Origin of the sequence: Actinopolyspora mortivallis (assembly GCF_003001495.1) — a bacterium.
GTDB lineage: Bacteria > Actinomycetota > Actinomycetes > Mycobacteriales > Pseudonocardiaceae > Actinopolyspora > Actinopolyspora mortivallis_A.
Window position 1 is genome coordinate 51,193 of record NZ_PVSR01000002.1, and the last position, 24,049, is coordinate 75,241.

16 protein-coding genes, 1 tRNA gene and 3 pseudogenes are annotated in these 24,049 nt (G+C 64.8%); 7 read left to right on the forward strand and 13 right to left on the reverse strand.

Annotated elements, in window-relative coordinates; genetic code table 11:
- Nucleotides 1-136 precede the first annotated feature (136 nt).
- The 4 genes from CEP50_RS02690 (at nt 137) to CEP50_RS02705 (ending at nt 3,359) form a co-directional block, all read left to right on the forward strand.
- Nucleotides 137-667 (forward strand): GMC oxidoreductase, encoded by a 531-nt coding sequence (locus CEP50_RS02690; protein WP_106112335.1) that lies wholly within the window; start codon nt 137-139, stop codon nt 665-667.
- 277 nt (nt 668-944) lie between these two features.
- On the forward strand, nt 945-1,319 hold the full coding sequence (locus tag CEP50_RS02695; protein ID WP_374957083.1) for a helix-turn-helix domain containing protein: 375 nt from the start codon (nt 945-947) through the stop codon (nt 1,317-1,319).
- 51 nt (nt 1,320-1,370) lie between these two features.
- A complete protein-coding gene (locus tag CEP50_RS02700; protein WP_219905286.1) occupies nt 1,371-1,835 on the forward strand; it encodes a DUF2637 domain-containing protein in 465 nt (154 codons plus the stop codon).
- A 525-nt stretch (nt 1,836-2,360) separates the two neighbouring features.
- Entirely contained in the window at nt 2,361-3,359 is a 999-nt protein-coding gene (locus CEP50_RS02705; protein WP_106112337.1) for a hypothetical protein, read from the forward strand.
- A 333-nt stretch (nt 3,360-3,692) separates the two neighbouring features.
- Here CEP50_RS02705 and CEP50_RS02710 read toward each other — a convergent pair whose 3' ends face one another.
- Both CEP50_RS02710 and CEP50_RS02715 read right to left on the reverse strand, forming a co-directional pair.
- Complete coding sequence (locus CEP50_RS02710) at nt 3,693-4,859, reverse strand: MFS transporter (RefSeq protein WP_219905287.1); 1,167 nt, start codon at nt 4,857-4,859, stop codon at nt 3,693-3,695.
- A gap of 956 nt (nt 4,860-5,815) precedes the next feature.
- Nucleotides 5,816-6,685 (reverse strand): alpha/beta fold hydrolase, encoded by an 870-nt coding sequence (locus tag CEP50_RS02715; protein WP_106112338.1) that lies wholly within the window; start codon nt 6,683-6,685, stop codon nt 5,816-5,818.
- Nucleotides 6,686-6,781: 96 nt separating this feature from the next.
- Between CEP50_RS02715 and CEP50_RS02720 the strand changes: the two genes are divergently transcribed.
- The gene (locus CEP50_RS02720; protein WP_106112339.1) at nt 6,782-7,378 is read left to right on the forward strand and encodes a CGNR zinc finger domain-containing protein; all 597 of its coding nucleotides are present in this window, start codon (nt 6,782-6,784) and stop codon (nt 7,376-7,378) included.
- A gap of 267 nt (nt 7,379-7,645) precedes the next feature.
- Here the strand turns inward: CEP50_RS02720 and CEP50_RS20450 are convergent.
- Nucleotides 7,646-9,007 (reverse strand): annotated as a pseudogene (locus CEP50_RS20450) (VirB4 family type IV secretion system protein); the annotation flags it as partial.
- An 811-nt stretch (nt 9,008-9,818) separates the two neighbouring features.
- Nucleotides 9,819-10,040: pseudogene (locus CEP50_RS20815) on the reverse strand (PrgI family protein); the annotation flags it as partial.
- Nucleotides 10,041-10,447: 407 nt separating this feature from the next.
- Here CEP50_RS20815 and CEP50_RS02735 point away from each other — a divergent pair.
- The gene (locus CEP50_RS02735) at nt 10,448-10,795 is read left to right on the forward strand and encodes a hypothetical protein (protein WP_219905289.1); all 348 of its coding nucleotides are present in this window, start codon (nt 10,448-10,450) and stop codon (nt 10,793-10,795) included.
- Here the strand turns inward: CEP50_RS02735 and CEP50_RS02740 are convergent.
- The 9 genes and pseudogenes from CEP50_RS02740 to cas2 all read right to left on the reverse strand — a co-directional run.
- Nucleotides 10,761-10,833: transfer RNA gene (locus CEP50_RS02740), tRNA-Ala, on the reverse strand. The genes CEP50_RS02735 and CEP50_RS02740 overlap by 35 nt on opposite strands.
- A gap of 233 nt (nt 10,834-11,066) precedes the next feature.
- Nucleotides 11,067-11,300 carry a DUF6158 family protein gene (locus tag CEP50_RS02745; RefSeq protein WP_106112505.1) on the reverse strand — a complete coding sequence of 78 codons (234 nt, stop codon included), beginning with the start codon at nt 11,298-11,300 and terminating at the stop codon, nt 11,067-11,069.
- Nucleotides 11,301-11,375: 75 nt separating this feature from the next.
- Nucleotides 11,376-12,659 (reverse strand): MFS transporter, encoded by a 1,284-nt coding sequence (locus CEP50_RS02750; protein WP_106112340.1) that lies wholly within the window; start codon nt 12,657-12,659, stop codon nt 11,376-11,378.
- 133 nt (nt 12,660-12,792) lie between these two features.
- Nucleotides 12,793-13,638: a GNAT family N-acetyltransferase gene (locus CEP50_RS02755; protein WP_106112341.1), complete on the reverse strand. Its 846-nt coding sequence runs from the start codon at nt 13,636-13,638 to the stop codon at nt 12,793-12,795.
- A 52-nt stretch (nt 13,639-13,690) separates the two neighbouring features.
- Nucleotides 13,691-14,797, reverse strand: a complete 1,107-nt coding sequence (locus CEP50_RS02760) for an acyltransferase family protein (RefSeq protein WP_106112506.1) — start codon at nt 14,795-14,797, stop codon at nt 13,691-13,693.
- Between the two features lie 100 nt (nt 14,798-14,897).
- Nucleotides 14,898-16,160, reverse strand: coding sequence for a Na+/H+ antiporter NhaA (gene nhaA, locus CEP50_RS02765; protein ID WP_106112342.1), 1,263 nt, complete (start codon nt 16,158-16,160; stop codon nt 14,898-14,900).
- Nucleotides 16,161-16,384: 224 nt separating this feature from the next.
- On the reverse strand, nt 16,385-17,401 hold the full coding sequence (locus CEP50_RS02770) for a cation diffusion facilitator family transporter (protein ID WP_106112343.1): 1,017 nt from the start codon (nt 17,399-17,401) through the stop codon (nt 16,385-16,387).
- A 180-nt stretch (nt 17,402-17,581) separates the two neighbouring features.
- Nucleotides 17,582-18,529, reverse strand: a complete 948-nt coding sequence (locus tag CEP50_RS02775; RefSeq protein ID WP_106112507.1) for a DUF5996 family protein — start codon at nt 18,527-18,529, stop codon at nt 17,582-17,584.
- A gap of 1,632 nt (nt 18,530-20,161) precedes the next feature.
- A pseudogene (gene cas2, locus CEP50_RS20820) lies at nt 20,162-20,369 on the reverse strand (CRISPR-associated endonuclease Cas2); the annotation flags it as partial.
- 883 nt (nt 20,370-21,252) lie between these two features.
- Here cas2 and cas3 point away from each other — a divergent pair.
- Nucleotides 21,253-24,000 carry a CRISPR-associated helicase Cas3' gene (cas3, locus tag CEP50_RS02790; RefSeq protein WP_219905291.1) on the forward strand — a complete coding sequence of 916 codons (2,748 nt, stop codon included), beginning with the start codon at nt 21,253-21,255 and terminating at the stop codon, nt 23,998-24,000.
- Nucleotides 24,001-24,049: the final 49 nt, after the last annotated feature.

Here is a 24,049-nt window from a genome sequence, read left to right on the forward strand (position 1 = left end):
CACGGGCACGCTGGCCGAAGCCGAGTCGCCCGTTCAGCTGGTCAGGTACCTGACTTCCCGGCGCGGTCTGCTGACGTCGAACATCGGCGAGGCGGGGGCGTTCTTGCACACCCGAGGTGGGCTGGAAGCACCCGACATGCAGTTCATCGGCGGCCCTGCCTACTTCCGCGACCGCGGTTTCGCCACCCACGACGGCGCGGCGCTCGCCCTCGGCTGCTCACTGGTCGGCTCCCGCAGCACCGGAGTCGTGCGGCTGGCCTCCGGCGACCCGCTGAGCAAACCCGCGGTCCGCTTCGACTACTTCGGCGATCCCGACGACATGGCGGCGATGATCACCGGTATCGAACGGGCCCGCGAGGTCGTGGCCAGCAGTGCGATGGGCGGCCTCGTCGGTGGGGAGATCCACCCGGGCCCCGGGACGCGAACCCGTACGGAGCTCGAACAGGAGATCCGTCGCGGTGTCGACCACACCTACCATCCGAGCTGCACAGCGCGGATCGGATCGGAGACCGACGGCGTGGTCGACGCGTCCCTGCGTGTGCACGGCATCGCCGGCCTGCGGGTCGCCGACGCCTCGGTCCTGCCGACCATCCCGCACGGCAACACGCACGCCCCGACCGTGATGGTCGGCGAAAAGGCCTCCGACCTGATCAGGGCCGGGCGATGACCGGACCTCGTATCCCCGCACGGCGGACGCCGCTGGGGGATGCGATCAGCCACGACAACACGATCGACGAGACCACGAGGGCACCCACGAGCTCCGGAAGGGATTCCTCGCCCACGGCATCCTCGGCGAGGTGATCACCGGATGAGCCCGACCGGCGGCAGTCTGCTCATGTCCGGAGGTCGTTTCCAGGACCCAATCGCAACACAAAGGCCGCACAGGGACCCCTGTGCGGCCTTTCGCGGTGGAGCTGACGCTAAAGCATACGAACCACCACGACGTGCTGGTCGAAGGTCCAGAAATCCAGGTCAGCCCCGTCAACGGGCCCACTCGACAGCTCGATGACGACCAAGTGCAGCAACTGATCGAGGGCTACCAGGCCGGCGCCACCGTGTACGAACTGGGCGAGCAATTCGGCATCGAGCGCCGCACCGTCAGCACCATCCTGCATCGCCACGGTGTCCCGATGCGCCGCCGCGGCCTGTCCGCCGAACAGATCGACGACGCCGTCCGGCTCTACAACCAGGGCTGGTCGCTGGCTCGGATCGCCGCACGCATGGATGTCGCCGCCGGCACCGTCCGCCAACGCCTGCACGAACGCGGAGTCCCGATCCGCGACACCCAGGGACAGCCCCGGGCAGGTGACGCCCGATGACCAGCACGCGACCCCACCAATCTCCAGTCTCGACCGGTCACTGCGCCTGCAATGATCTGGAACTGGCACAGGTTCGATCTGGTCGATGGTGGCTGTCGGTGCGGCCTACGCCTCGTTCCGGATGGCCGCGAGTTCGCGTTGCGGTACGGGGCGGACGAGACCACCACCGTCCTTTGGCCGCTCATTGTCGACGGGCTGTTGACGATGGCCACCATCGAACTCTGGAAGACCGGCCACCGTCATCGCGCAACCGGGCGGCGGAAAGCATGGCTGTCGTTCGCCCTCGGCATCGGGCTCTCACTGTGCGCCAACATCGCCTCCGTACCCCAGCTGAACGCCTTCTCCATCGCCGTGGCCGCCTGCCCACCACTGACGCTGCTGCTGTCGGTTGAACTGCTCAACCAAGCACTCAAGCGGCGCCACGCGGAGACGGCGAACGCGACCGCGCACGAATCCGAGGAGAGCAAATCAAGCGGGTCAGGGCTCTCGCGCGCCCCTTCGATTCCAGCGAGCTGAGCCCACCAGTGCCTGGGAACATGCCAGCGCTGCGCACGGTGGCGAACAACGTTGGTGGTCACAGCGCCGACAGCAGTCACGCGCCCTCAGCAACGAGCAACGAAGAGGACACGGATCCGTTGGCTGCTGAAGCGCATCATTTGGATGCCCGGCACTGAGAGCTGTATCAGCGACCGACCTCGGCCGACAGTTTGCGGCGCGAACTCCGGATCGGCTCGCGGCGTGCCCGCATACTTGTGCGAGTCATGCGAAGTCGCAGTCAGTCGGGATCAGCAGAGGTAGTCGCCTAAACGTTGACGGGATGGTAGTCAGATCGACGATTGATCAATCGGTAGGAGGTTGTCGCCAAGATCACGCTGCTGTACGGTTGCTGCTAGGCAAGGAGCTTGGGATCGGACCCGAGCCACCGCTGACTTCTCTTGCGGCATGGAGCGTTGGAACGCGCCTTCGCCACCACTGTGTTCGCCGAACCCCCGTAGCTGTCTACATGTCCCGTCGTGGACCGTTGACCGAAAGGGCACTCTCGTGACCATCTACTCACAGCATCCCAATCGCGGAAAGGTCCAGATTCTGGCCACCTTCCGCGGGCAGGCCGGTGTCATGTCATCGACTGTCACAAGTATTGATGACGCCGCTCTGGCAGCGCCGATCGTCGATGCGCTCAATCGGATTTGTGCCTGCGCCACGATTCCCGTCAGCGCGTGGGATACACGAGGCGATCGTATTGATCGCTACCCGCGTGAGCACCTTGCCGCGCTGATCGACCGGAGCGCCCGCGCCGAGCTGCTCACCGGAGCGCACAGCCTGTGGTACGAGCTTGTGAAGTTGCGCCTGCACGAAGCGCTCACTGACCTGGACAACGCTATCGCCGCTGTGCCAACACCTGTTCGGACAGCGATCACGGCGGAGCTGGAAACAGAGGAACGTAACCTTCGTGAGGCGCTGGCCGAGTACTCGGAGAGCATAGCGCCACCTGAAATCGAGAACCGACGTGAGTGGGATTCCGAGTACCCGTTTATCGCGTTCGAAGGCGGCATGGACGGACTCAGCAGTGACGATCGCGACCGCCTGAACCACCTAGAAGCAGGCGCCACAAGCACACGCCTCAAGGAAGGAGCCGAGGATCTTCGGGTGTTGGTCGAGGCACACGCGCGGTGCACCAACGACGACGCAGCTCTGCACACGCAAGACTTGGCCATTTCATACGAACCGTTCACGCCGGATCGCTTCTTCCTCGATGTGCAAGCTCCGATGCCCAACGGCCTCTATGGACGCGACACATGGACGATTGAAATCTGCCAGTGGGACAAAGACCTCGACGATCCCGAGCACGAAGACAGCACAGCAACGGGGCAGTTCATACTTAGCTGTGTCCGGTCAGAGCCGCCAACCGCCACCGAGATCGTCGAACTACTGAACCGCAGTGGCCAACAAGCGGACCAACTCGCCGTATGGGCCAAGACCCCCACCGGAGAAGCACTTCACGACACGACTTTCGTTGTGACGCAGCGCTACGACGATTAGAGGCCGCCACCGTTTCCATGATCATTATCCTCCGTTCATTGTGTTGATCGCTCTGCGTCATTGACGTTCCCACTCGCGGGCAAACACGTAGTTGGCGACTTCTCGGCACCCGCTCTGAGACCAGGCACGCAAGACATCGCACGAGCGGTCGCAGCCAATCGGTTTGAAACTGCTGTGACGTCACGAATCACCGACTAGGCGTTTCGATAGTGGGCCATGTCCCTGACGCGGCAGGCGTGTCGCGGTAAAGCCGAACAGCTTGGTCTGACGATCGTGAACGAGTACACCGAACCGGAGCGCTCGGCGAGGGAGAGGACCAAGCGCCTCGAAAGATTATCTGAGATTTGAAGTATCACTGTGCGAGCGGAGTGACCTTTCGCGCAGCACGATCGAAACCAGCGTAAGAATGGCCAGGACAGCGACCGCTACGAGCAGAGTCGGGATGGGCAGGACAAACTCGACAAGTGCGAGAAGATAGGGCGTAGCGAAACCGGTATAGGCCACAGCCTGGAATAAGGCGGTGACTCGGGCGAGGTTATCCGAGCTGGCGAGCTCCTGGAGCTCGCTCAATCCGAACACCAGGCAGCAGCCATATCCTGCGCCGAGCACGATCGTGGCCATCACGATCAGTATCGGAGACTCCGCCGCTGCGGCACTGGCGCCCACGATCATTCCGACAGTGACGATCACAAGGGCTGTCACGACTAGTCGGGAGGTTCCGGGCTTTTCGAAGCGCCGAGCCAGCGGCTGCACCAGGATACCGGCGAGCATCGTCATCGTGGTTACCACCGCGCTGAAGATCAAATCAGTATCCCCAAGACGGTCCTGGACTAGTCCCGGCAGATACGCAAGCGCAATTGATGAAGTCCCGAAAACCCATGGAGCGACGGGAACGACGACTCCTAGGAAACGACGTCGCGAATCCTCGTGAAGGTGCAGGGATTGCCAAATCCGGACGTCCGGATTCGGCTCACGCGTTTCGGGAGCGCGAGCCACCAGCGCCACCGCGATCAACGTCAACACGATGTGTGGTAGGTAGGCAACAATCATCGGGGCCGGCGCGTACTGTGCAAGCAGCCCCGCTACAAGCGGGCCGACGGCGAAACCACTGGTCATCGCCACAGTTGAGCGACGAGCTCCGTTGCCCTTGGCTCCTGCAATGACCGAGAGTTCCTTGAGCCAGGCGGTTCCCGAGCTGAATGCAATACCGCTGGCCACCCCAGCGATCAATCGTCCGACGAACAGCCAGACCACCCCCACTTCGGCCAGGACCAGCACAGCGCTGGCCACCGCCGAGACCAGTAGAGACCAGACCGTCACCCGTCGCCGTCCCAGCCGATCGGAGACCGGTCCGCCCAGAAGCAGGCCGGGGATCAATCCTGCTGCATAGACCCCGTAAGTCGCTCCAGTGGTGGCGGCGGAGACACCCAGCGTCGAGCGATACATCAGGATCAGCGGTGCGAACTGGTTCGCGCCCCATCCAACGGCGGCAACGGCCACAGCCACCCCCAACCACTGGTGCGCGATACGTGGCCGGACTGATCGGACGGACTCCGCACTTTGGAGTCCAGTCTCGAAGTTGGAGACCATTAAGTCCTTCCTTGTCATTGGATTTGACAACAAAACACAATCTTCGTCGTATCCACCGCACTCGGCTGTGCCGCCGTCGATAACTCGACAGGTGCTATTACCCCCAGTAGCAAAATGACAACAATAAGTACAAACCAATCAGGCCCTTTTGTCGATCAAAAACCATGTACCCTAAATCAGGGTTAGTACATATGTACACTTATTCGACAGTTGTTAACTGCCGTGATATAGAACATATTTACTGTATAACACCACCGAAAACGTCATTACTGACCTGCCTTTCATGGAGGAATCACAGGATGCTTTCGACCTATCGTTGAAACCTCCAAACGGAGTAAAACAATGTGATCTGTTTGTAATGGCTACGATTGAGCTGCACAACCTGGTCAATGACATCAATCGGTGGAACACCATGGCGCCGCTCGACTCTCGGTGTTGCGTTATCTCGTGCATCGACACACGGTGTCCGAGGTTTACTAACGGACTGGCATCGGCTCAAATCGGGATATCGGGTAAGGAACGTGTCATGAGTCCCCACTGTGTTGGAGCGTGCTGTACACGGTCGACCGGGAAATGGAGAAACAGCTCTACGAGGTCAGTGATCGCGTAGTCGCCAGTGGCGTGCATCTGCCGTAGTTCGGCCTGTTACTTGGAACTGAGCTTGAGCTGTTTACCGCGCAGCTTGCCCTTATCCCGTGCCATGATCTTGCTTTCGTGGACGTGCATGCACAGAACAGATCGACTTCGAACTCGACGAAAGTGCTCAGAAGATGGATTATTTGCCGATATTCCGAAGAAGCTTATGATTGTCTGGCAAGCACGGGCGATGCGGCTCGTACTTATCAGGACGTAGGCAGATGGTTGGGCTATTGAGCCGCCGTATCCGCTGTGGTGCGGGTCGGTTGATTAATGACGTCGAGGATTGTGGCGAGGACGGCTTCGGGACTGTCTTCGGGGAGCAGGTGACTGGCCTCGGGCACGATCTGGAAGCTCGCGTGTGGGATCCGCTCGGCAAGGCGACGTCCCTTCTCGATGGGAACCCAGGTATCGTGCTCGCCCCAGAGAATCGTCACAGGGCAGCGGATCTCGGTGTAGCGGTCTTGGATCTCGTCGGTGTGTCGGTCGTCCATCTGGGCGATTTGGCGGTAGAAAGCAGGTTGGCCCACCTCTCCGATCCACGGCTGAAGGTAACGATTCATCTCCTGCTCGGAAAGCGTGCGGTGCACAGCACCTGCGATGTAGGCGCGCAAGATCGCTTCGTGGATGTAGCCGGGCAACTCGATGAATGCCTCGGGGTAGCGACGGGCGATCTGCACTAGCGCGGAGCCGTGAGGGCTCAGCGCGACTGGGTCGATCAGCGTCAGACTGCGATAGTCCCGCCCGTCGAGCAAGTGTGTGCGCAGAGCGGTGGTGCCCCCGAAATCGTGGGCCACGATGTCGGGCCGTTCGAGTTCCCAGTGGTCGAGCAGGGCGGTGAACAGCTGGTTTTGTATCCCCAGGGAAACGTCCTGGCCGTGCTGCTGGTGGGAGCGACCGTAGCCGAGCAAGTCGAAATAGTACACCTGGCGGTAAGTCGTGAGGTGCGGCGCGATACGCCGCCATATCACCGAGGAAAACGGTGTGCCGTGCACTAGAACCAACGGCTCACCCGTACCCATGATCCCATAACGGACCTCCTGCCCCCGGAAGTCGAACGTTCCGGCCAGATCCCAGTCGGCAGCTTCGAACGCTCCCATCGCAACTAACCTCTTTTCGTCTTAGTGTGGTTAGTTCATTAGGATTAAGTGTACGCCACGCCCTGTCAACCCGGACACCACCCCGAGGAGAAGACGATGACCATGTGGCCCAACACGTCCTTTGTCGGCGGCGATCCCGTACTCGACTTCGTCAACACCGCCGGCGGTCGCACCAAGGCCCGCGACACCGAGCGCCTGAACCAGTTCGTGGACGCTCTCGAATGGGCGCACACTGTCGGGATGCTCGACCAGATCGAACGAGACCAATTGGTAGCCCGAGCCGACCGCAATCCCCTCGAAGCGGAACAGGCCCTAAACGAGCTGCGCGAACAACGAGAAGCCCTGCACGCCTTCTTGCTTGCCGGCGTCGAGGGCACCGAATGCGACACCGAAGCCCGGCAGCGGGTCCACTCCGATATCGCAACGGCCTACCGCCAGGCCGAACCATCCGAACACTTCCGCACTCACCCAGCGTGGATCATCGACATCACCACCGCCGGAACGCGACTCCTAGCACGACGGCTGGCCCTAGCTGCGGCGAGACTGTTGGCCAGCGACCAACGCACTCAGCTCAGCGTCTGCGGTCGATGCTCCTGGCTCTTCCTCGACTCCTCACCCACTCGCCGACGACGCTGGTGTTCCATGGCAACCTGCGGCAACCGCGCCAAAGCTCAACGTCACCAGCAACAATGAGCGACGGCACCCCGACACCGGTGACGGCGAAATGTTGCTGGGCAGAGTCACCGGCTGTCCACGATCGCGCTGAGCAGGGCTTCTTTCAGATAGGCCCGTTCCACGTCGACGGCCGATGCTGTCACGAAGACTCCTAGTCGAGTACGGTTCAGCCCCTCGATGGAGGCTGCCTGGTCACGTGTCCTCGGCGAGCCGTTGGTGTGCTGTGTGGACCGCACCGTCTGGGAGGGCGCCGAGGGTGCTGCGGAGTTTGCTGATGGTTTCGGTAAGAGCCGGCATGCTTAGAGGCCTTACTGTGTCGAGCGTCAGCAGGGTGCCCGCCGGTTTCAGTTCGTCGGGGAGATCGCGCAGGCTGAACACGAGCAGGTGCCCTTCGGGCGGGGTCGTGGTCGGCCCGTCGAACAGACCGAAGAAGGCGCCGTGGGTGAACGGGTGCAACCGGCTGGCGAGCTCCCGGGCGGTGGCGTCGTCAGACTGGCTGAGCATTTGACGTAGGTCGGCGAGCAGCGGCGCCTGGCGTGTCCAGGTGCGGGCATTCTCGGTGATGCCGGCGGCGCGGTAGGTGGCACTGACCACCTGATCCAGGACAGCACGTTCGTCCGCACTCAACGGTTCGCCGAACAGGACAGCAAGGAGAGTGTGGACGAACAGGTTGCGGTGGGTGAGTGCGTCCGAGGGTGCCGAGCGGCGCCCGTCAGGCCGGGTGTGGATCGGCAAGTCCAGGGGGTGGAGCCGCACTACCTGGCTGCCGAGGGGGAAGTAGGTGCCGCCGACGGCCCCGGCCAGTCGGGCGTATTCGTCTTCGGGGTCGATGATGGCGATCTCGGTGCCCTGATACAGGCTGCGTAGTGTTTCGAGCTTGACCAGGTAGCTCTTGCCAACTCCGCTGCGGCCGAGGATGACGGCGTTGTAGTTCTCGCAGGCGAACCGCTCCCAGTGCACCAAGCCTTGGGAGCCGAGGTTGTAGCCGTACAGCACCCCGCGCGCCGTGGCTGTGGACGTCGGCTCTGGGGGTGGTAGGTCAGGGCTGGTGAAGGGGAAGGCCGCTGAGAGAGCGGCGGTGTCGAAGGAGCGGGTCATGCCGATCTGGTCCATTCCCATGGGGAGTGCGGTGATCCACCCTTGTAGGGACCGGTAGGTGGTGGGTTTGACGTCCATGAGCAGGCTCGCGGTCAGTGCGCGCAGCGCGCTGACCTCCTCGACGAGTTCCTGCTGGGAGTTCGCGTGGACGGTCAGATACAAGCCCACGCGGAACAGGCGTCCCTCACCACGGGCGAGTTGGTCGGAGAGGTCGTGGGCGTCTTCGGTGGCCGCCTCCACCTTGGGATCGTGCAGGCGTCCGTGGGAGGCGGTGTGTCGCCGGTTGGATTCCAGCCGTCCGAGTTGTTTTTTCAGTCGTTCGGCGGCCACCTGCGGATCGATCGGTTCGATGTAGGCCGACACGTCGAGCCGAGCCGGGTGGGTCAGCAGGGGTTGCAGCCACCCCGGGTGGACTTCTCTGGGGTAGCCGGTAACGGCGAAGCTGGCCACCCACTCGTCGCCGATCCGCAGATGGCGCGGGTGCACCTCGATCGCATCCGGGGCGAACGCGCTCGTCACGGGTGCGCTTCGACAGTTCTTCCCGATCATCTTCCCGATCACAGGACTCCTTCCTCGGCGTCGCGGTCCGAGCTGGCCGGGGTGGTGATGATCTCGTCGGCGCCGGCCATCTCTCCGGTGAGGGCGGCAGCGGGCTGTCCGGGTTCGTGGCAGCGGTGAGCACGGCGGTGGCCTGGGCCGCGTCCAGTGGGGTGATCTCGATCCCGGCCGGGGAGAGCAGTTCGCTGGCTTCGTGCATGCGCCGCAGTAGTCGGGAGGCCGCCGCACGCCGTGTCCCGTCGGTCGGCTCGGGCTGCCTGCCATGTCGCCGGGCCAGTGTGTGCTGTGTGCTGCTGCGCACGGGTTCGCGCAGTACCAGCAGGATCTGCCGGCGCAGCAGTTCGGTCTGATCGCCCAGACGTTCCAGGTAATCGGCGTGATCCAGCGCGGCGGTCTCCAACGCCGCATGCGGCAGGCTGGCCGCGCGTTCGCGTAGCTGCCCGATCTGTCCGGACAGGTCCAGCCGCTGGGCACGCACCAGGATCTGCACCGGCGCGAAGAGGCTGTGCAGGTAGCGGCCGAAGGCCGCCGTCAGCGCCTGTTGCTCGGCGGGCGTGCGCAGCGAGAAGTTCACCGTTGAGCAGGCGGCGATCAACGCCAGCCCGTCTGAGCCGAGATCGACCACCCCTGCCTCGTCGACCCCGCTGGCCGGCAGTTCCAACGCATCGGCCACCGGTTCGCCTGACTCGTCGGTGACACCAGCCAGCCACTCAGGGACCGTGGCCGGCGCGTGGCCAGCCGCGACTCGCCGCTGGGGTTGGAGCCGCTGGCGCAGCACGGCCAGCAGCCGGTCCAACGTCACGCCGTCGCGGCGCAGCACCACCAGCACGGCCACGCTCGCTCCTATGGGTACCGCGATGATCAGGTAAGCGATCACCGGCAGGAACGTGCGGGTAACCATCCAGCCGCCGTAGAGCACGAGTCCGGTTAGTGCCATGACGGCCACTTGGCGGGCGGTCAAACCGGCCACGAGGGTGTCTTCCCGGTCCACATCGGCCGGGATGCGCACACTGTGCTGGCTCACTGCGACTCACCTCCGTCACGGCTGGTGCTCGGGCGGGGCGGGGAGACCTTGGGCAGATTCAGCAGCAGGTGCTGTTGCCGTGGTTGTGGGCCGCGCTTCGGCCGCGGCGGCGGTGCGGGTCTCTGCTCACTGGGTTGGGTCGGTCTATGTGTGCGCCGCACATTCAGTGGCAACCGGTACTGGCCATCCCGGCCCAGGCGGGGTTTGTGCTCAGGCCATTCGCCATCAGCGGGGAATTTCAACTGCCGCCCTCGCCGGGTCGGCCGGGGCGGGCTCGGTGGAGAGGCAACCGGTGTGGGGCGGCGCACGCGCTGCGGAGTGATCGGCAGCCGGTACTGCCCGTCCCGGCCCAGATGAGGCCGGTTTTCCGACCACTCACCGTCGGCGGGCAGCTTCAGTTGCCTGCCTTGTCCGCCGCTCCGGGGACGCGGTGTGGGCTTCGCACCCGCACGCTGACCGCGCTCGACGAACAGCCTACCGCCCCCGACACGACCACGCTCACCGAGGTCGCCGACCACATCAACGAGATCATCACCGACGGGACCGCGAACCAACGCAAGGCCCTCATCGAAGCCTTGGTACCCCAGGTCAAGATCACCGGACCAGACCGGCTCGCCCCGGCCTTCCGCGTCCCCCAGCCCCAAAACAACAAAGAAGCCGCTTCCGCATCACCAGCGGAAGCGGCCTCAAAAGGACCGGTTCGCACAATGACTAATTCGGTGGAGCTGACGGGACTCGAACCCGTGACCCCCTGACTGCCAGTCAGGTGCGCTACCAACTGCGCCACAGCCCCTTTTTCCTTGTCCGTCCGGCGTTTCCTCTCGGCCCCGCCGTCCGTTGTGTCTATACTTTACAACAGCCACGATCCCCCTTTCGCACGGGGGGTGCCTTGTGATGTTTTCCCTGCGCAAGGGCGAATTCTCCCCGTGCTGCCACGCACAGGCCACACCGGGCTCGCGACGCGGGGGTCACCGTTCCACCGGACCGCACGGAAGTGAACCGGATCGCGTGGCGGAACGGCCGGGCTCAGACACCGTGACGCTCCCGGCGGGCACCCTGTCGGGTACGACGCGGATCCACCTCCCGTTCGGGGTGCCTGCGCAGGTACTCCTGCTCCAGTTCGAACGTCCTGCGGGTGTGTTCCTCCAGGGCGTCGGACGCGCCGTGCAGGAAGGTCTCGTTGCGCGTCTCGTGCAGATGGCGCAGCTCCCGGCGCAGCGCCTCCTCGGACAGCTCGGTGGCCTCGATGCCGGTCTCCATCACGTCCTCCTCCCACCAGGTCTCCGCCGGGGTACCCACGAGGCGGGAGAACGACACCCCTACCGTTCAGTCCGCTCAGTCCGCGGGAACCGTCCCGGCGGGGGCGACGGTCTCGTCCCGAGAGTTGCGCCCGAGGGTTTCGGGAGCCGCCAGCCACATCACCAGGGCCACGAGGGCGACGCTGCCCGTGAGCAGGAAGGCGGCCGTGAACGACAGCGCGTCGGCCAGCACCCCCGCCACCAGCGGCCCGAGGATCGCCCCCACATCGGCCGACATCTGGAACGTCGCCAGCACCGGCCCGCCCTTGGTCTTGGGGCCGACCACGTCGGCCACGGCCGCACTCTGCGCCGGGGTCATCAGCCCCATGCCGACACCACCGAGCAGTGAGGAGGCCAACAGCCAGCTCACGGACTCGCTGAGGCCCAGGGCGACACTGCCCACGGCGGCCACGGCCAGACCACCCAGCACCAGTGGTTTGCGGCCCCGTGAGTCGGCCAGCCGCCCCGCCGGCAGCAGCACGATCGCGTTGCCCACGGCGAACACGGAAAGCGCCACACCGGTCATCGCGTCCGGCAGCCGCAGCGCCTCCACCACGAACAACGGCACCAGGGCGATGCGCACCCCCTGGGCGGTCCAGCCCTTGCTGAAGTTCGCGAACAGACAGGCCAGATAGCTGCGGTCCCGCAGGGCGGTGCCGATCCGGAGGGTGTCCTCCTGCGACCGTTGCTGGGGATCGGCCAGCGACGAACCACGCAGCATGAACCACCCGACGAACGCGGCCAGGTACAGGGCGACACCGTAGATCAAAAACGGCATCCGCAGCGAGATGCCTATCAGCACTCCCCCGAACAGCGGCCCCGAGATGCTGCCGAGCAGGAAGCTCGTGGCCCACAGTCCCGAGGCCCTGCCCCGCAGATGTGCCGGGGACAGCCGCACCAGCAGCGCCAGCGCGGAGACGGTGAACATGGTCGATCCGGTTCCGCCCAGTCCGCGGAACACCAGCAGCTGCCAGTAGTTCTGCGCGAAGGCACAGGCGGTCGAACTCACCCCGACGATGACGATGCCGAGCACGTAGATCGGCCGCTCCCCGAAGAAGGAGACCATCCGACCGCTCGCCGGGGCGAACACCAACCGCATCAGCGCGAAGGAACTCACGATGAAGGCGGCCGCGGTCACCCCCACCCCGAAGCTGGTGGCGAAGGTCGGCAGGGCGGGCGAGACGATCCCCATCCCCACCGCGACGATGAACCCTCCGGTGATCAGCACCCAGATCTCGCGGGGCAGTTCGGAAAGCGAGCCCCGCCCGCTGTCGGAACGGCTCTCCGGGGACTCGGCTGTCGTCGGTTGACTCTCCGGCACTGTGCCTCCTTCTCGTCCGGAAGGCACAAGTCCACGCGGGGGTGAAATATTCCCACTGTCGTGGGAGGCGCTGTGGCCGATTCAACGACCTCCCCTCCGGCCGCCTCGCTCCGGTGAGCCACTCGCCCGGAGTTCAGTCGAACAGCTCCTCCACCCCCCGGGTGTAGACCGTCACCGGGTAGACGGTGTCGAAACCGCACGCCTCCGCGAAGCGCTGCGCCCGTCCTCCGTCCTCGGCGTGGGTGACCACGAACCGCACCCCCGCCCGCACCGCCGTTTCCACCACACCCGCCATGAGGGCACCACCCATCCCCCGGCCACGTCTGCCCGGTCGTACCGTGACGTGCTCGACCAACCCCACCTGGTTCTCCAGGAAACCCAGCACGAAACCGGCCGGACGCGGCGCCTCGGGATCGTCGACGACGTAGAGCAGACAACGCGGGTCGTCCAACCGTTGGGCCAGTCCACGCGGCAGCCTGCGCTCCGCACCGGCGGAGAGGTCCAGTTCGTCGGACAGCAGCTCGGCCACCGCGTCCAGGTCCCCCTCCTCGGCGGGGCGAACCGGACAACCCGGCACGGACGGACCTCGCGCCAACCGCTCTCCGAGCGGGTGCAGCAGGGCCACGTTCTCCGCGACGGCGTGCCAGCCCGAGTCGTCGGCGATGCCCTCGATGTCGGCCACCGTGGTGGGGGAGGCGTGTACCACCGCCTCCGGGCGGCCGGCCTCGGCGAACACGCGTTCCAGGCGCAGCAGCGTGGTGGCCACCTCGGCGGAGGTTCCCCACAGTCCGCAGGCCCGGTTGGCCAGCGCGAGCGGGTTGGTGGTGTTGAGCACCACGTCGGCGACGCCCACCCTGCCGACGTGCCCGTCCCGAACCGCCCCGGAGGCCAGTTGGGCACGTTCGACCAGCGTGGCCACCTCCCGGGCCTGTTCGGGGGTGAGCAGTTCCTCGTCGTCGGGATCGTGCAGCGGGTCCACACCCGTATTCTCGTAGCCCCCGAAAGCCCACCCGCCTCCGGACCGGTGCGACTCAGGCCGCGGTGACGGCGGGCTTGCGTACGGGCAGGAAACGGTCGTGCAGCTCCATCAGGTACCGGTAGGCGGGCTGTTCCACCATCCGGGTGAGCATCCAGCCGAGCAGTACGCCGGTGACGAGCATCCCCAGGGTCTGCACGGTGGTGGGGGCTCCCAGGTCCTGCAACCGTCGCACCACCATGTGCCCGAGCGACTGGTGCATGAGGTAGACCCCGTAGGAGATCCCGGCGTACCACTGGATCGGCCTGCGCAGCGCCTGCGGAACCACCGCGTCCCAGTCGGGTCCGCGCGCCACGAACGCGATCACGCACAGCCCGAGGCTGACCCCCACGGAGGATCCCACGTCCGGGACGAGCACGCCCTCGGCGTTGGGGGCGAAGGTGTGCAGCCACTGGGCGAACATGCAGGTCGCCAGCAACACCGCGAAGTGCGCGTCGCTGAGCCTCCGTTTGATCGCCCAGAGCCAGATGGCCACCCCGGCCACGAACATGTGCCAGCGGTGCAGCCCGAAACCGTCCACCAGGATCCGGTACAGCGGCTCCGGGTCCGAGACCCGGATGGGCCACTGCAGTATCGGCAGCAGCACGGCCAGCCACAGCACCCACACGATCCGGTTGCCGTGCCCCCACCTGCTGCGGTACAGCAGCGCGGCGGCGGTGAACCCCATGAGCTGCAACGGGACGGTCCAGTGCGCGACGTCGATGAACTCGAACCGCTGCGGCGCCCAGTGCCACAGCATCAGCAGGTGCTCGACGAGGTCACGGGTGGTCGGCCAGTACCAGCCCTCGATGTAGTAGGCCCTGGTGAGCAGAAAGATGATCACGGAACCGCCCACGAAGGCGGGCAGCAGCCGCGCCAGGCGTCCCCACCAGTACCGGAACACGGTCCCCCGCCCGATCGTCACGCAGGCGAAGTACGCCGAGATGGCCAGGAGCAGGCTGGCACCGACCTGGTAGGGGAAGTAGAACGTCCGCGGTTCGATCTCGGGGTGGAACTCCACGCTGACCGTGGTCGAGTGGTACAGCATCACCAGCGTGACGCATCCCGCCCGAACCAGATCCCAACTGATCTTGCGACGGCTCCCCTGGCTGGGGGTTACCACGACTATCCACTCCCGTTGTCTCGACTGCACCACTCACGCCCCGGTTCGATCGCCTCCGGTGCGGAGCACGTTAACGCACGGAAACCGAATGAGAGTCCGGTCACCCGGCCCGTCGTTCGTGTCCGGCACGGCGATGGGCGCGGTTGCGCAGTGCCAGCACCACCGAGGCGCACAGCGCCGCGAGCAACGATCCCATGAGCACGGCTACCTTGACGTACTCGGCACGCTCCCCGGACGTGCCGAACGCGAGCTCACCGATCAGCAGCGAGACCGTGAATCCGATGCCCGCCAGCAGGGCGACCCCCACAAGATCCCACCAGGACAGGTCCGAGTCGAGCTGCGCCCGGGTGAACTTGGCCATCAGGAAGGTCGACCCGAAGATGCCGACCACCTTGCCGAGCACGAGACCGGCCATCACGGCGGGCACCACGGGGTCGGCGAGCGCGGCCCCGATACCGCCGTCCCGGAGCGACACCCCAGCCGCGAACAGCGCGAAAACCGGAACGGCGATCCCCGCCGACACGGGGCGCCACCGGTGTTCCATGTGCTCGGCCGGACCGGAGTGCTCCCCACCACGACCGAACACGGGCACGGTGAAGCCGAGGACCACCCCGGCGATCGTGGCGTGTACCCCGGACTCGTGCACAAGCACCCAGGTGATCAGTCCCAGTGGGAGCAGTGCCCACCACCAGAACCTGCGCAGCTGGACGAGCGCCCCGAAGGCCAGCACCGGCAGGATCGCCGCGAGCAGCGGCACCGCGTGGAAGTCGTCGGTGTAGAACACCGCGATCACGGTGATGGCGAGCAGGTCGTCCACCACGGCCAGCGTCAGCAGGAAGGCCCGCAGCGCGCTCGGAAGGTGCTTGCCGATGATGGCGAGCACGGCCAGCGCGAAGGCGATGTCGGTCGCGGTGGGGATGGCCCACCCCCGCAGGGCGTCGCCACCGGCTCCGGCGGCGATGACGAGGTAGAACAGGGCCGGAACGATCATCCCGCAGACCGCGGCCACCACGGGCAGCACCGCCCTGCGCGGATTACGCAGGTCACCGGCCACGAACTCCCGTTTGAGCTCCAGGCCCACCACGAAGAAGAAGATGGCCAGCAGGCCGTCTGAGGCCCAGTGGGCGAGGTCGAGATCCAGCCCGAGGAAGTCCCCCTGGGGCCACGGCACGTATTCGGACACCGCCGTGTAGGAGTCCCCCCACGGCGAGTTCGCCCAGAGCAACGCGACGACGGCGGCCACGAGCACGAGCACCCCACCGACGGTCTCCGTGCGGAGAATGTCGGCGAGTGTGCGGCTCTCCTGGCTCGGCGTCGGGGCGAACAGCCGACGTATCGGTGTGCGTTGCCGGTCAGCAGCCATCAACAACCCCTGTTCGGATCATCACGTCCCCGTCGCCGACCAGCCTTCCCGGCACACCATTTGCCCGATTTTAATCATCCCTCCGCCACCTCCCCCCGCCGAGCGGAACACGGAAGAACTCCCGCGCCGCACACGTGTGTCCCCCTGTCCGGGAATGATGACTCACGGGCGACGAAAGGATCACCGCGCGCCACACCCCTACTCCCTCGTAAGAGTGATAACTGTCACCGTACGTGGAGACTCTCGGCAGGATGTGCGTGCACCGTCGCCCCGGACACCCGGGGAAGTTCCGCACGCAGCCTCTCCTCCGCCTCGTGGGCCACCTCGTGGGCCCGGGCCAGGGTGCTGCCGGCGGACACCCCGAGAGTCACCTCGGCGTACAACCGGTGCCCGCTCCAGCGCAGTCGCAGCCCGTCCACGCCGCGCACCTCGGGATGGGACCACAACGCCCGGTGCGCCCGGTCCACCAGTTCGGGGGAGACCGAGTCCATCAACCTGCCCACCACCCGCGCGGCGGCCGAGTACGTCACCAGCACGATCGCCGCGGCGATCGCCAGGCCCACCAGCGGGTCGAGCGCCGACCACCCCAGCGCGGCTCCCCCTGCGGCGAGCACCACTCCCAACGACGTCAACGAATCGGTGCGAGCGTGCATCCCGTCGGCCACCAGGGCGGCGGAACCGATCCTCCCTCCGGTGTGGATCCGCACCCGCGCGGCCACCTCGTTGCCGAGGAACCCCACCCCACCGGCCGCAGCCACGACCAGCGGACTGTCCACGGAATGGGGGACGAACAACGCCTCCACCGAGGAGACCAGGGCCACCATCGCCGAGGCCACCATGACGAGCACCACGACCAGCCCGGCCAGATCCTCGGCCCGACCGTAGCCGTAGGGGAACCGCTTCGTGGCCGGGCGCCGGTCCAGCAGGAAAGCCAGCCCCAGCGGAACGGCGGTCAACGCGTCCACCGCGTTGTGCAGAGTGTCCGAGAGCAGCGCCACCGACCCGGCCAGGGACAGCACGGCGGCCTGCCCGAGCGCCGTGGCACCGAGCACCAGCAGTGAGATCCACAGTGCCCGGATGCCCGACCTGCTGTCCTCCAGCACGCGGTCGACGCGCTCGGCCGCGTCGTGCTCGTGCGGAACGAACGAGTGCACCAGCGAACGCGGCAGCCCTCTCGATCCGGTGCTCCGCCGAGAACGGTGCGGGTGCCGGTGACCGTGTCGGGAACCGAACACACCCATGGCCGATCCCTCCAGCACACGCGGTGTTGCGAGCGCTCGGCATTGTAGGTGCCCACACGGGCCCGCGACGACGTCGCAACAGCAGGACAGCGGCGACAACGGATCCGCGGGGAGGGGCGGCGCTCATCCGCCGGGGAGCCGCCCTACGGGGGTCCGCGGAGGACGAGGCGGGGCGAGACGCTACCGAGGCGTGGACCGGTGCTCGGAGCTCTCCAGCGCGGCACGGTCCCAGTTCCCGTTCTCCGCGGCGGCCTCGTACGTGCTCTCCAGGAACTCCAGTAGCGTGGCGTCCGGGTTCCGGGAGGTCCGTACGTCCTCGTAGGGCAGCAGGAACTCGTGCACCGAGGTGTCGTAGTAAGCGGCCTCCGGCCGCACCGGGTGGCGGGCGAATCCCTCCGGTTCCGGGTACGCGTAGGCGTAGAAGGTTCCCTCCCGACTTCCGCCCGGCCAGAAACCGCAGCTGGTGAGTTCGTGCGAGTAGCCCTCGAGCATCACCCGGTCCGGGCAGTTCGGCACACCCCCCGGGTGAGGCGGGGCCGTGCGCCCGGAGAACCGGGTACAGGCGAGGTCCATGGCTCCCCAGAAGAAGTGCACCGGGCTGGACTTGCCGAGGAAACGGGACCGGTACTCGTTCATCACCCGGTTCGCGGCCAGCAGCTGTCCCCAGAACCTCTCGACGTGCTCGGGTTCGTAGGAGGCGTGCTCGGTGTCCTCGGCGAAGGGAACCGCGTGTTCGATCTCCACCGGCCTGGGCACGATCGTGACCGGCAGGTCGAGTTCGGTGAGCGCCTCGGCAACCTCGTGGTGGAACCCGGCCACGGTCCTGGGCTCCAGCGCGATCTCGCGCCGCCCCCCGTCACTGGAGCGCACGAGCAGCCGGTGTCCGAGGAAGTCGAACTCCATGTCGAACACGCGCGTCCCGTGCGGGATCGCCGAGGTGGTGAGTCCGCGCGGTGACACGTACAGCGGCACCTGCCACCAATGGTTGACCACGGGGGCCCGGGCCAGGCGGATCTTGCCGACGACCTGGGTCCACATGTGCAGCGTGTCGCGCGTGTCCTTCCAGTCCTCGACGGCCAAGGCGGGCCACGGTTCGTTCGCCACCGACACGGCGTGGTCCGAAGCCATGTCTCCTCCGTGTTCCGAACGCGCGAGCCCCTCGCGCGGCAACGACACCGCACAGCAGCGGCGCGGTCCTCTTCCCCTCCGAGCGTCACCTGCCCGCCCCGAGAACGCCACCGCGCGCGGTGTCCACATTCCACGCGGGGGGGTCGACGACCCACCGGTGTCGGGGTGTCGACGTGGCCTCCCACGAAAAAGGGGCCGCTCCCGCCTGTCGGCGGGAGCGGCCCCGAAGCGGTTCGTACCGCGTTCGTCGGTGGAGGTTGGGGGAGCTTATTACAACCCGAAAGACCAGTTCAGAGAGCTAGAAGCACTGCGGCAGAAGCTGCCGGACATGGATGCGCCCACCCAACCGGCACCGAAGCGGAAACGGCCCGCTCGAGCACGTCACTTGCCCGAGGCTGAAGTCCGGAAACTGATCGAGATTTACCAGTCGGGCTCCACCAGCTACGAACTGGCCGACCAATTTGGCATCGGCCGCAACACCGTCTGCCGGATCCTGCACCGCCACGACGTTCCGATGCACAGGCGCGGCCTTTTCTCCCGGCAGACAACCGAAACCATAGCTGTACCCTCAAGGATGGTCACCGCCCCGCATCGGCCAGCGGATGGGAGTCGACACCGTGACCGTCCGCCGCCGACTGTGCGAGCACGAGATCACGACGCCGCGCAATCCCCAGGCAGATGCGACCTAATGTGCACCAACTCCTAGCCCGGAGCTAAACACTTTCGCTGTTAGCATCCCCGCCTGCCCACCGCGCTGGCCCCGCTGGCCTCGATAGAACCGCTCAACTAGGCACTCAAACAGCCACCGCGCCGACAACGGCAACAGTCCCGATCAACACGGCACAGTACTGGAAAGGGGCGAACAGCCTGCGACGGTCTCCGGATAGGCACGCACCGTCGGATGCTCCGGAGGCCTCTGGCGGTGCACACCGCCCTGCACGGTTTGGAACAAAACCCCTGGCCACAAAACCGACAAGAAAGAACTAGCCGCTGAAAAAGCAACTCGATGACAACGACATCCCGTTACGGTAACTCCTGTCAGCTCAACACCGAACACTGAAATCCGCACCCGAACCCGAACCCGGCCGAAACACTCCCCCACAACTCGGCACCGGCTCCCATCGTGACCGATCCCTCGCCCACCACATCCGATAGCACCATCCACCGGCCATGAGACAGCAGAGAACGACCCCACACGGAAGGATGACCACCAGGACCACCCACACAACGCTGCCCGCATTCGAAACAATCGATAAACACCGCCAACAACATCAGTTTCCCATCAACAGGTACAGCTGATCAACAGAATTTCGTCGCCCCCCTTACGACGACGATGAAAACGCGGCGCTGGTCGGAATTGGTGATGGTCTGTCCGTCGTTACTAGCCCTCCAGAGGCGATGAAGACTGACGATCAAGGACTTGATCCCGCAGCGCGGCAGACGTTGCTACCCCCGTGGGGCAATGAGGATCACAGGATAAAACCGCAGCGCAGCGGGTTTTTTGACGTGTCAAGATGCCTGCCGTGTGCGGCATGACCGCAGTATGACATCACCCGGCACGGGTCCGTTGAAGCGGCTAGAGGATGTCCTGGGGCGATCGTCGGCGCCGCCCCACGCTTGCCGCTGCGGCGAAGCACCAGATGGGAAGGTATAGACGAGGATGTGGTCATAGCCGGTGTCGATGTGTTGTTCGAGTTCGGCGCGTAGTCGCACCATCTGCGCTTTGGCTGAGTTGTCCTTCGAAAACGCTACGTTGCATGTGGTGCATATGTTTTCGACAGGTACGCAGCACTCGGGCGTTGCGTTCGCTGAGAGTGTCGTAGACCAGGATCGTATACATCGTTTACCATCCGCACCCGGAATGGTTTGTAGGGCTGTGTTGGCCCTTCCAGACATCGGCGTGTTAGCGCCAGTGTGTTCAAGTAGACCAGTTCATCGTAGGTGAGCATTCTGTTCAGGCAGCGGTATTTGCCCGTGGTGGTCAGGTCGTCGCGGACGGTTTGGATGATCAGTTTCCGGCCTGCTTCGCGGAGCATGGCCTGTTGGGTGTCGGTGTCGAAGTGTGGGCTTTGAGTTGGCCTCGATTGCTCAGGCGTAACAGTGTACGGTTTGGCTTGAGGTGGCGCTGTCCCCTGGCAGCAGTGATCCGGCTTAGTCGCCGTAGTAGCTGAGGCGAGGAAGCGCACGTTGATGTGGTGTTTGTTGAGCAGGCTGATCACTGTTGTGTTCAGGTCAGCTTCGGCTGCGCGGCGTTTGACCGCCCGTTGCGAGGATCACCTCCACGTGCGTGGAGAGCACGACACCGATCCAGGCCGCGCGGTTGCCGACGTGGGACCACCTCCACGTGCGTGGAGAGCACGTCGAGCCGGTTGAGCTCGGCCTCCAGTTCGGCGGACCACCTCCACGTGCGTGGAGAGCACGGCTCCTCTTCCTCTTCCTTCTGGCAGCGGCCCGGACCACCTCCACGTGCGTGGAGAGCACCGAGCCCTCCGCCACCCACGCCGAAGAACCCCCGGACCACCTCCACGTGCGTGGAGAGCACCCCTTCGCGACCTGGTGTTTTAGAAGGAGCTTGGACGGTTTTTGTGTACTGGTGAGGAAGCTGCTGTACTCATGGTGCTGGGTTGTTGTCGTTTCGTTCTCATGGTGTCGGTGGTCGTGGTTACCCTACAGCAGTTGACGACATACAAGGCCTCTGTTGGGTAGCAGGGGGTGTCAGACACGTGGCTTCAGATCTGGTGGATCTGCTGCTGTGGGGTAAGGAGCGGGGCATGGGTGGGGCCCGCTATCCGGTCGCCTGTCATGGGTTGGACACGGCCGCAGCGGTGCGGATTCTGTGGCAGGATGTCGTCTCGGCGGGGATACGCACTCGGTTGGCTACGAGCTTGGGGGTTTCCGAGCCGGACGCGTGTGCGATCCTGCAGTTGTGGGCAGCGCTGCATGATATCGGAAAGATCACTCCGTCTTTTCAAAATCAAGTAGAGATCCCACCGGGATATTCATCGGAGGGGAAAGACGCTCTGTTCGGCCATGCCTATGCCTCACATCTTTGGGTGCCCAGCGCCTTGGACACGCTCGATTATCCCGGATCGAAACGGCACAGTTTGTCTCTTCTCGTGGGAGAAATACTGGGCGGACATCACGGGCGATACCACCACATAGAACGGCAGAAGCTCTCCCAGCCAAAGCTGTTTCCGTATCTGGGGCTGGGAGAGGAGCAGTGGGAGCAGCAGCGGCAAGCGCTGCTGCGGGCATTCCACGAGATCTTGACCCCTCCAGTGCCAGCACGAAGGATGCGGCCTTGCGACGCAGTCCTGGCCACCGGGCTGATCATCCTCGCTGACTGGATGATCAGTCAAACCAGCTTCATCCTCACACGCCTGCCGAGTGTTCCATCGCGGGGTGACACGAGCTCCCTGGGTGAGTTTTTCACCGGTTCTTTGCGGGAGATTCCCCGGTGGGTGCGGCACGCTGGACTGTCCCGGTTGTCTCTCAAACCGGGTTCTTTCAGTGAGGAGTTTCCCGGGTTCTCTCCCAACACGTTGCAGGACAGCATCGCCACACGGCTTCCCGAACTAGTCAGCGGCCCTGGTTTGTTGATGATCGCCGCCCCCACGGGCTTCGGAAAAACCGAGACGACACTGCACGCGAGCCGGATACTCGGCGAGGCTGCGGGAACCGCAGGACTGTATTTCGCTCTTCCTACCATGGCCACTTCGGAGCAGGCGTTCACCCGCATCGCCCGGTATTTGTTCCGTCGTAGTCAATACGACACGAGCACCTCGTTGCTGCATGGAATGGCCTGGTTGAGTCCGGTTGAGGAAATGCTGGCCCAAGCCAGTCTTGAGGAAGGCATCAGCAGCGACGAGAGCAACCGGGTGTGGTTCTCCGATTGGTTACGGGGCGCCAAGAAAGCCCTGTTGGCGTCGGCCGGTATCGGCACAATCGACCAGGCGTTGTTGTCGGTACTGCCGGTACGGCACAACAGTCTGCGATTGTTCTCCCTGGCCAACAAGACAGTGGTCATCGACGAAGTCCACGCTTTCAGTCCCTATATGCTGGGGCTGCTGAAAACCCTACTGGCGTGGCTGGGTCACTGGGGTGTGCCCGTAGTGTTGATGTCGGCGACACTTCCTCAGCACGTCGCCGGTGATCTCACCGAGGCCTACCTGGGTAAGCCCCTCGATGACTCGTGCTCGGTTCCCTACCCGGGCTGGACCTACGTCGAACGCGGCTCCCCTCCCCATCGGGTCTCGGTGCATTTCCCCGACAAACACCGGCGCACCGTGGGGGTAGCGCTGCGCCCGGTGACGAGCACGCAGGACACTAAGCCCGACAGAATGCCGGCACTGTCCGAGGAACTCCAACCGGTGGCCGAGCACGGCGGGTGCGCCGCGGTGATCTGCACGACCGTGGACCAGGCACAGCGCACGTATCAGGATTTAACAGCATGGGCAGGTAAACACGACATCGACGTCAAGCTGCTGCACTCACGTTTTCCCGACCACGAACGTGAGTCCCGCACCAACGAGATCATGCGGGATTTCGGCAATCCTTCCGAAAAACAGGTATCCTCAAATCTTCGGAACAAGAAGATTTTGGTCGCTACGCAGGTGATCGAACAGAGCCTGGATCTGGATTTCGATCTCATTCTGACCGATCTGGCACCATTCGAACTGATCCTGCAAAGGATCGGGCGCCTGCAGCGTCACCCCGCATTGGACGAACTCCGCCCGGACTGGGCCTCCATCCAGCGAGGTGGCCAGCGCCGGGCCGTAGTGCTGACTCCCCCAGCAAACGCACTTTCCCATATCCCGGAGATGTGGAAATACATCTACCCCGAGATCAGCCTCATCCGGGCCCAGCGCCTGCTTCAGGAGCACGAGTCCAGCGGCATCACCATCCCCGACGACGTCCAGACTCTCGTCGACCGAGCCAATCCGGGCAAATTCTCCGGCGAGGACGAACTCACCGCCGAATTCACCGAGGCCGATATAGCCCATGAAGCCACCGTCATGGTCGAGGAGCAGTCCGCGGATCGTCGGGATATTCCCATTCCCTCTCACCTGTCCCAGCTTGCCGATCTGTCCAAGCTTGAATTGGAAGAAGAACAGGCCACCACCCGTTTCAACGCCGACTCGGTGCGCGTGCTGCCTCTGTTCGTCGACAGTGACGAACGCCTTCACCTGGGCTGCCCCTCGGGCCCGGAACTTCCAGCACCAGAAGGTGACCGACTCACTCGTGACCAAGCCGTCGCCATCATGCGGCACACGATCCCGGTGCCCGGATCACTGGTACGGGACCGTGACGAGAGCCACCGGCTCCCGGAACCATGGCGCAAGCTGTGGCCGGTCCAGGACCTCGTTGTCCTCCGCCAGCCCGTCGATGCCTCCGGGCAGGTCCACCCAGCCCGTGTCGGCAAACGGGCATTCGTGCTTGACCCCGACCTCGGTCTACGTGAGGTGAGCTGACAAGCACGTTTGTGCTGCTCAACTTCATCACCCTCATCCAAACAGGGGG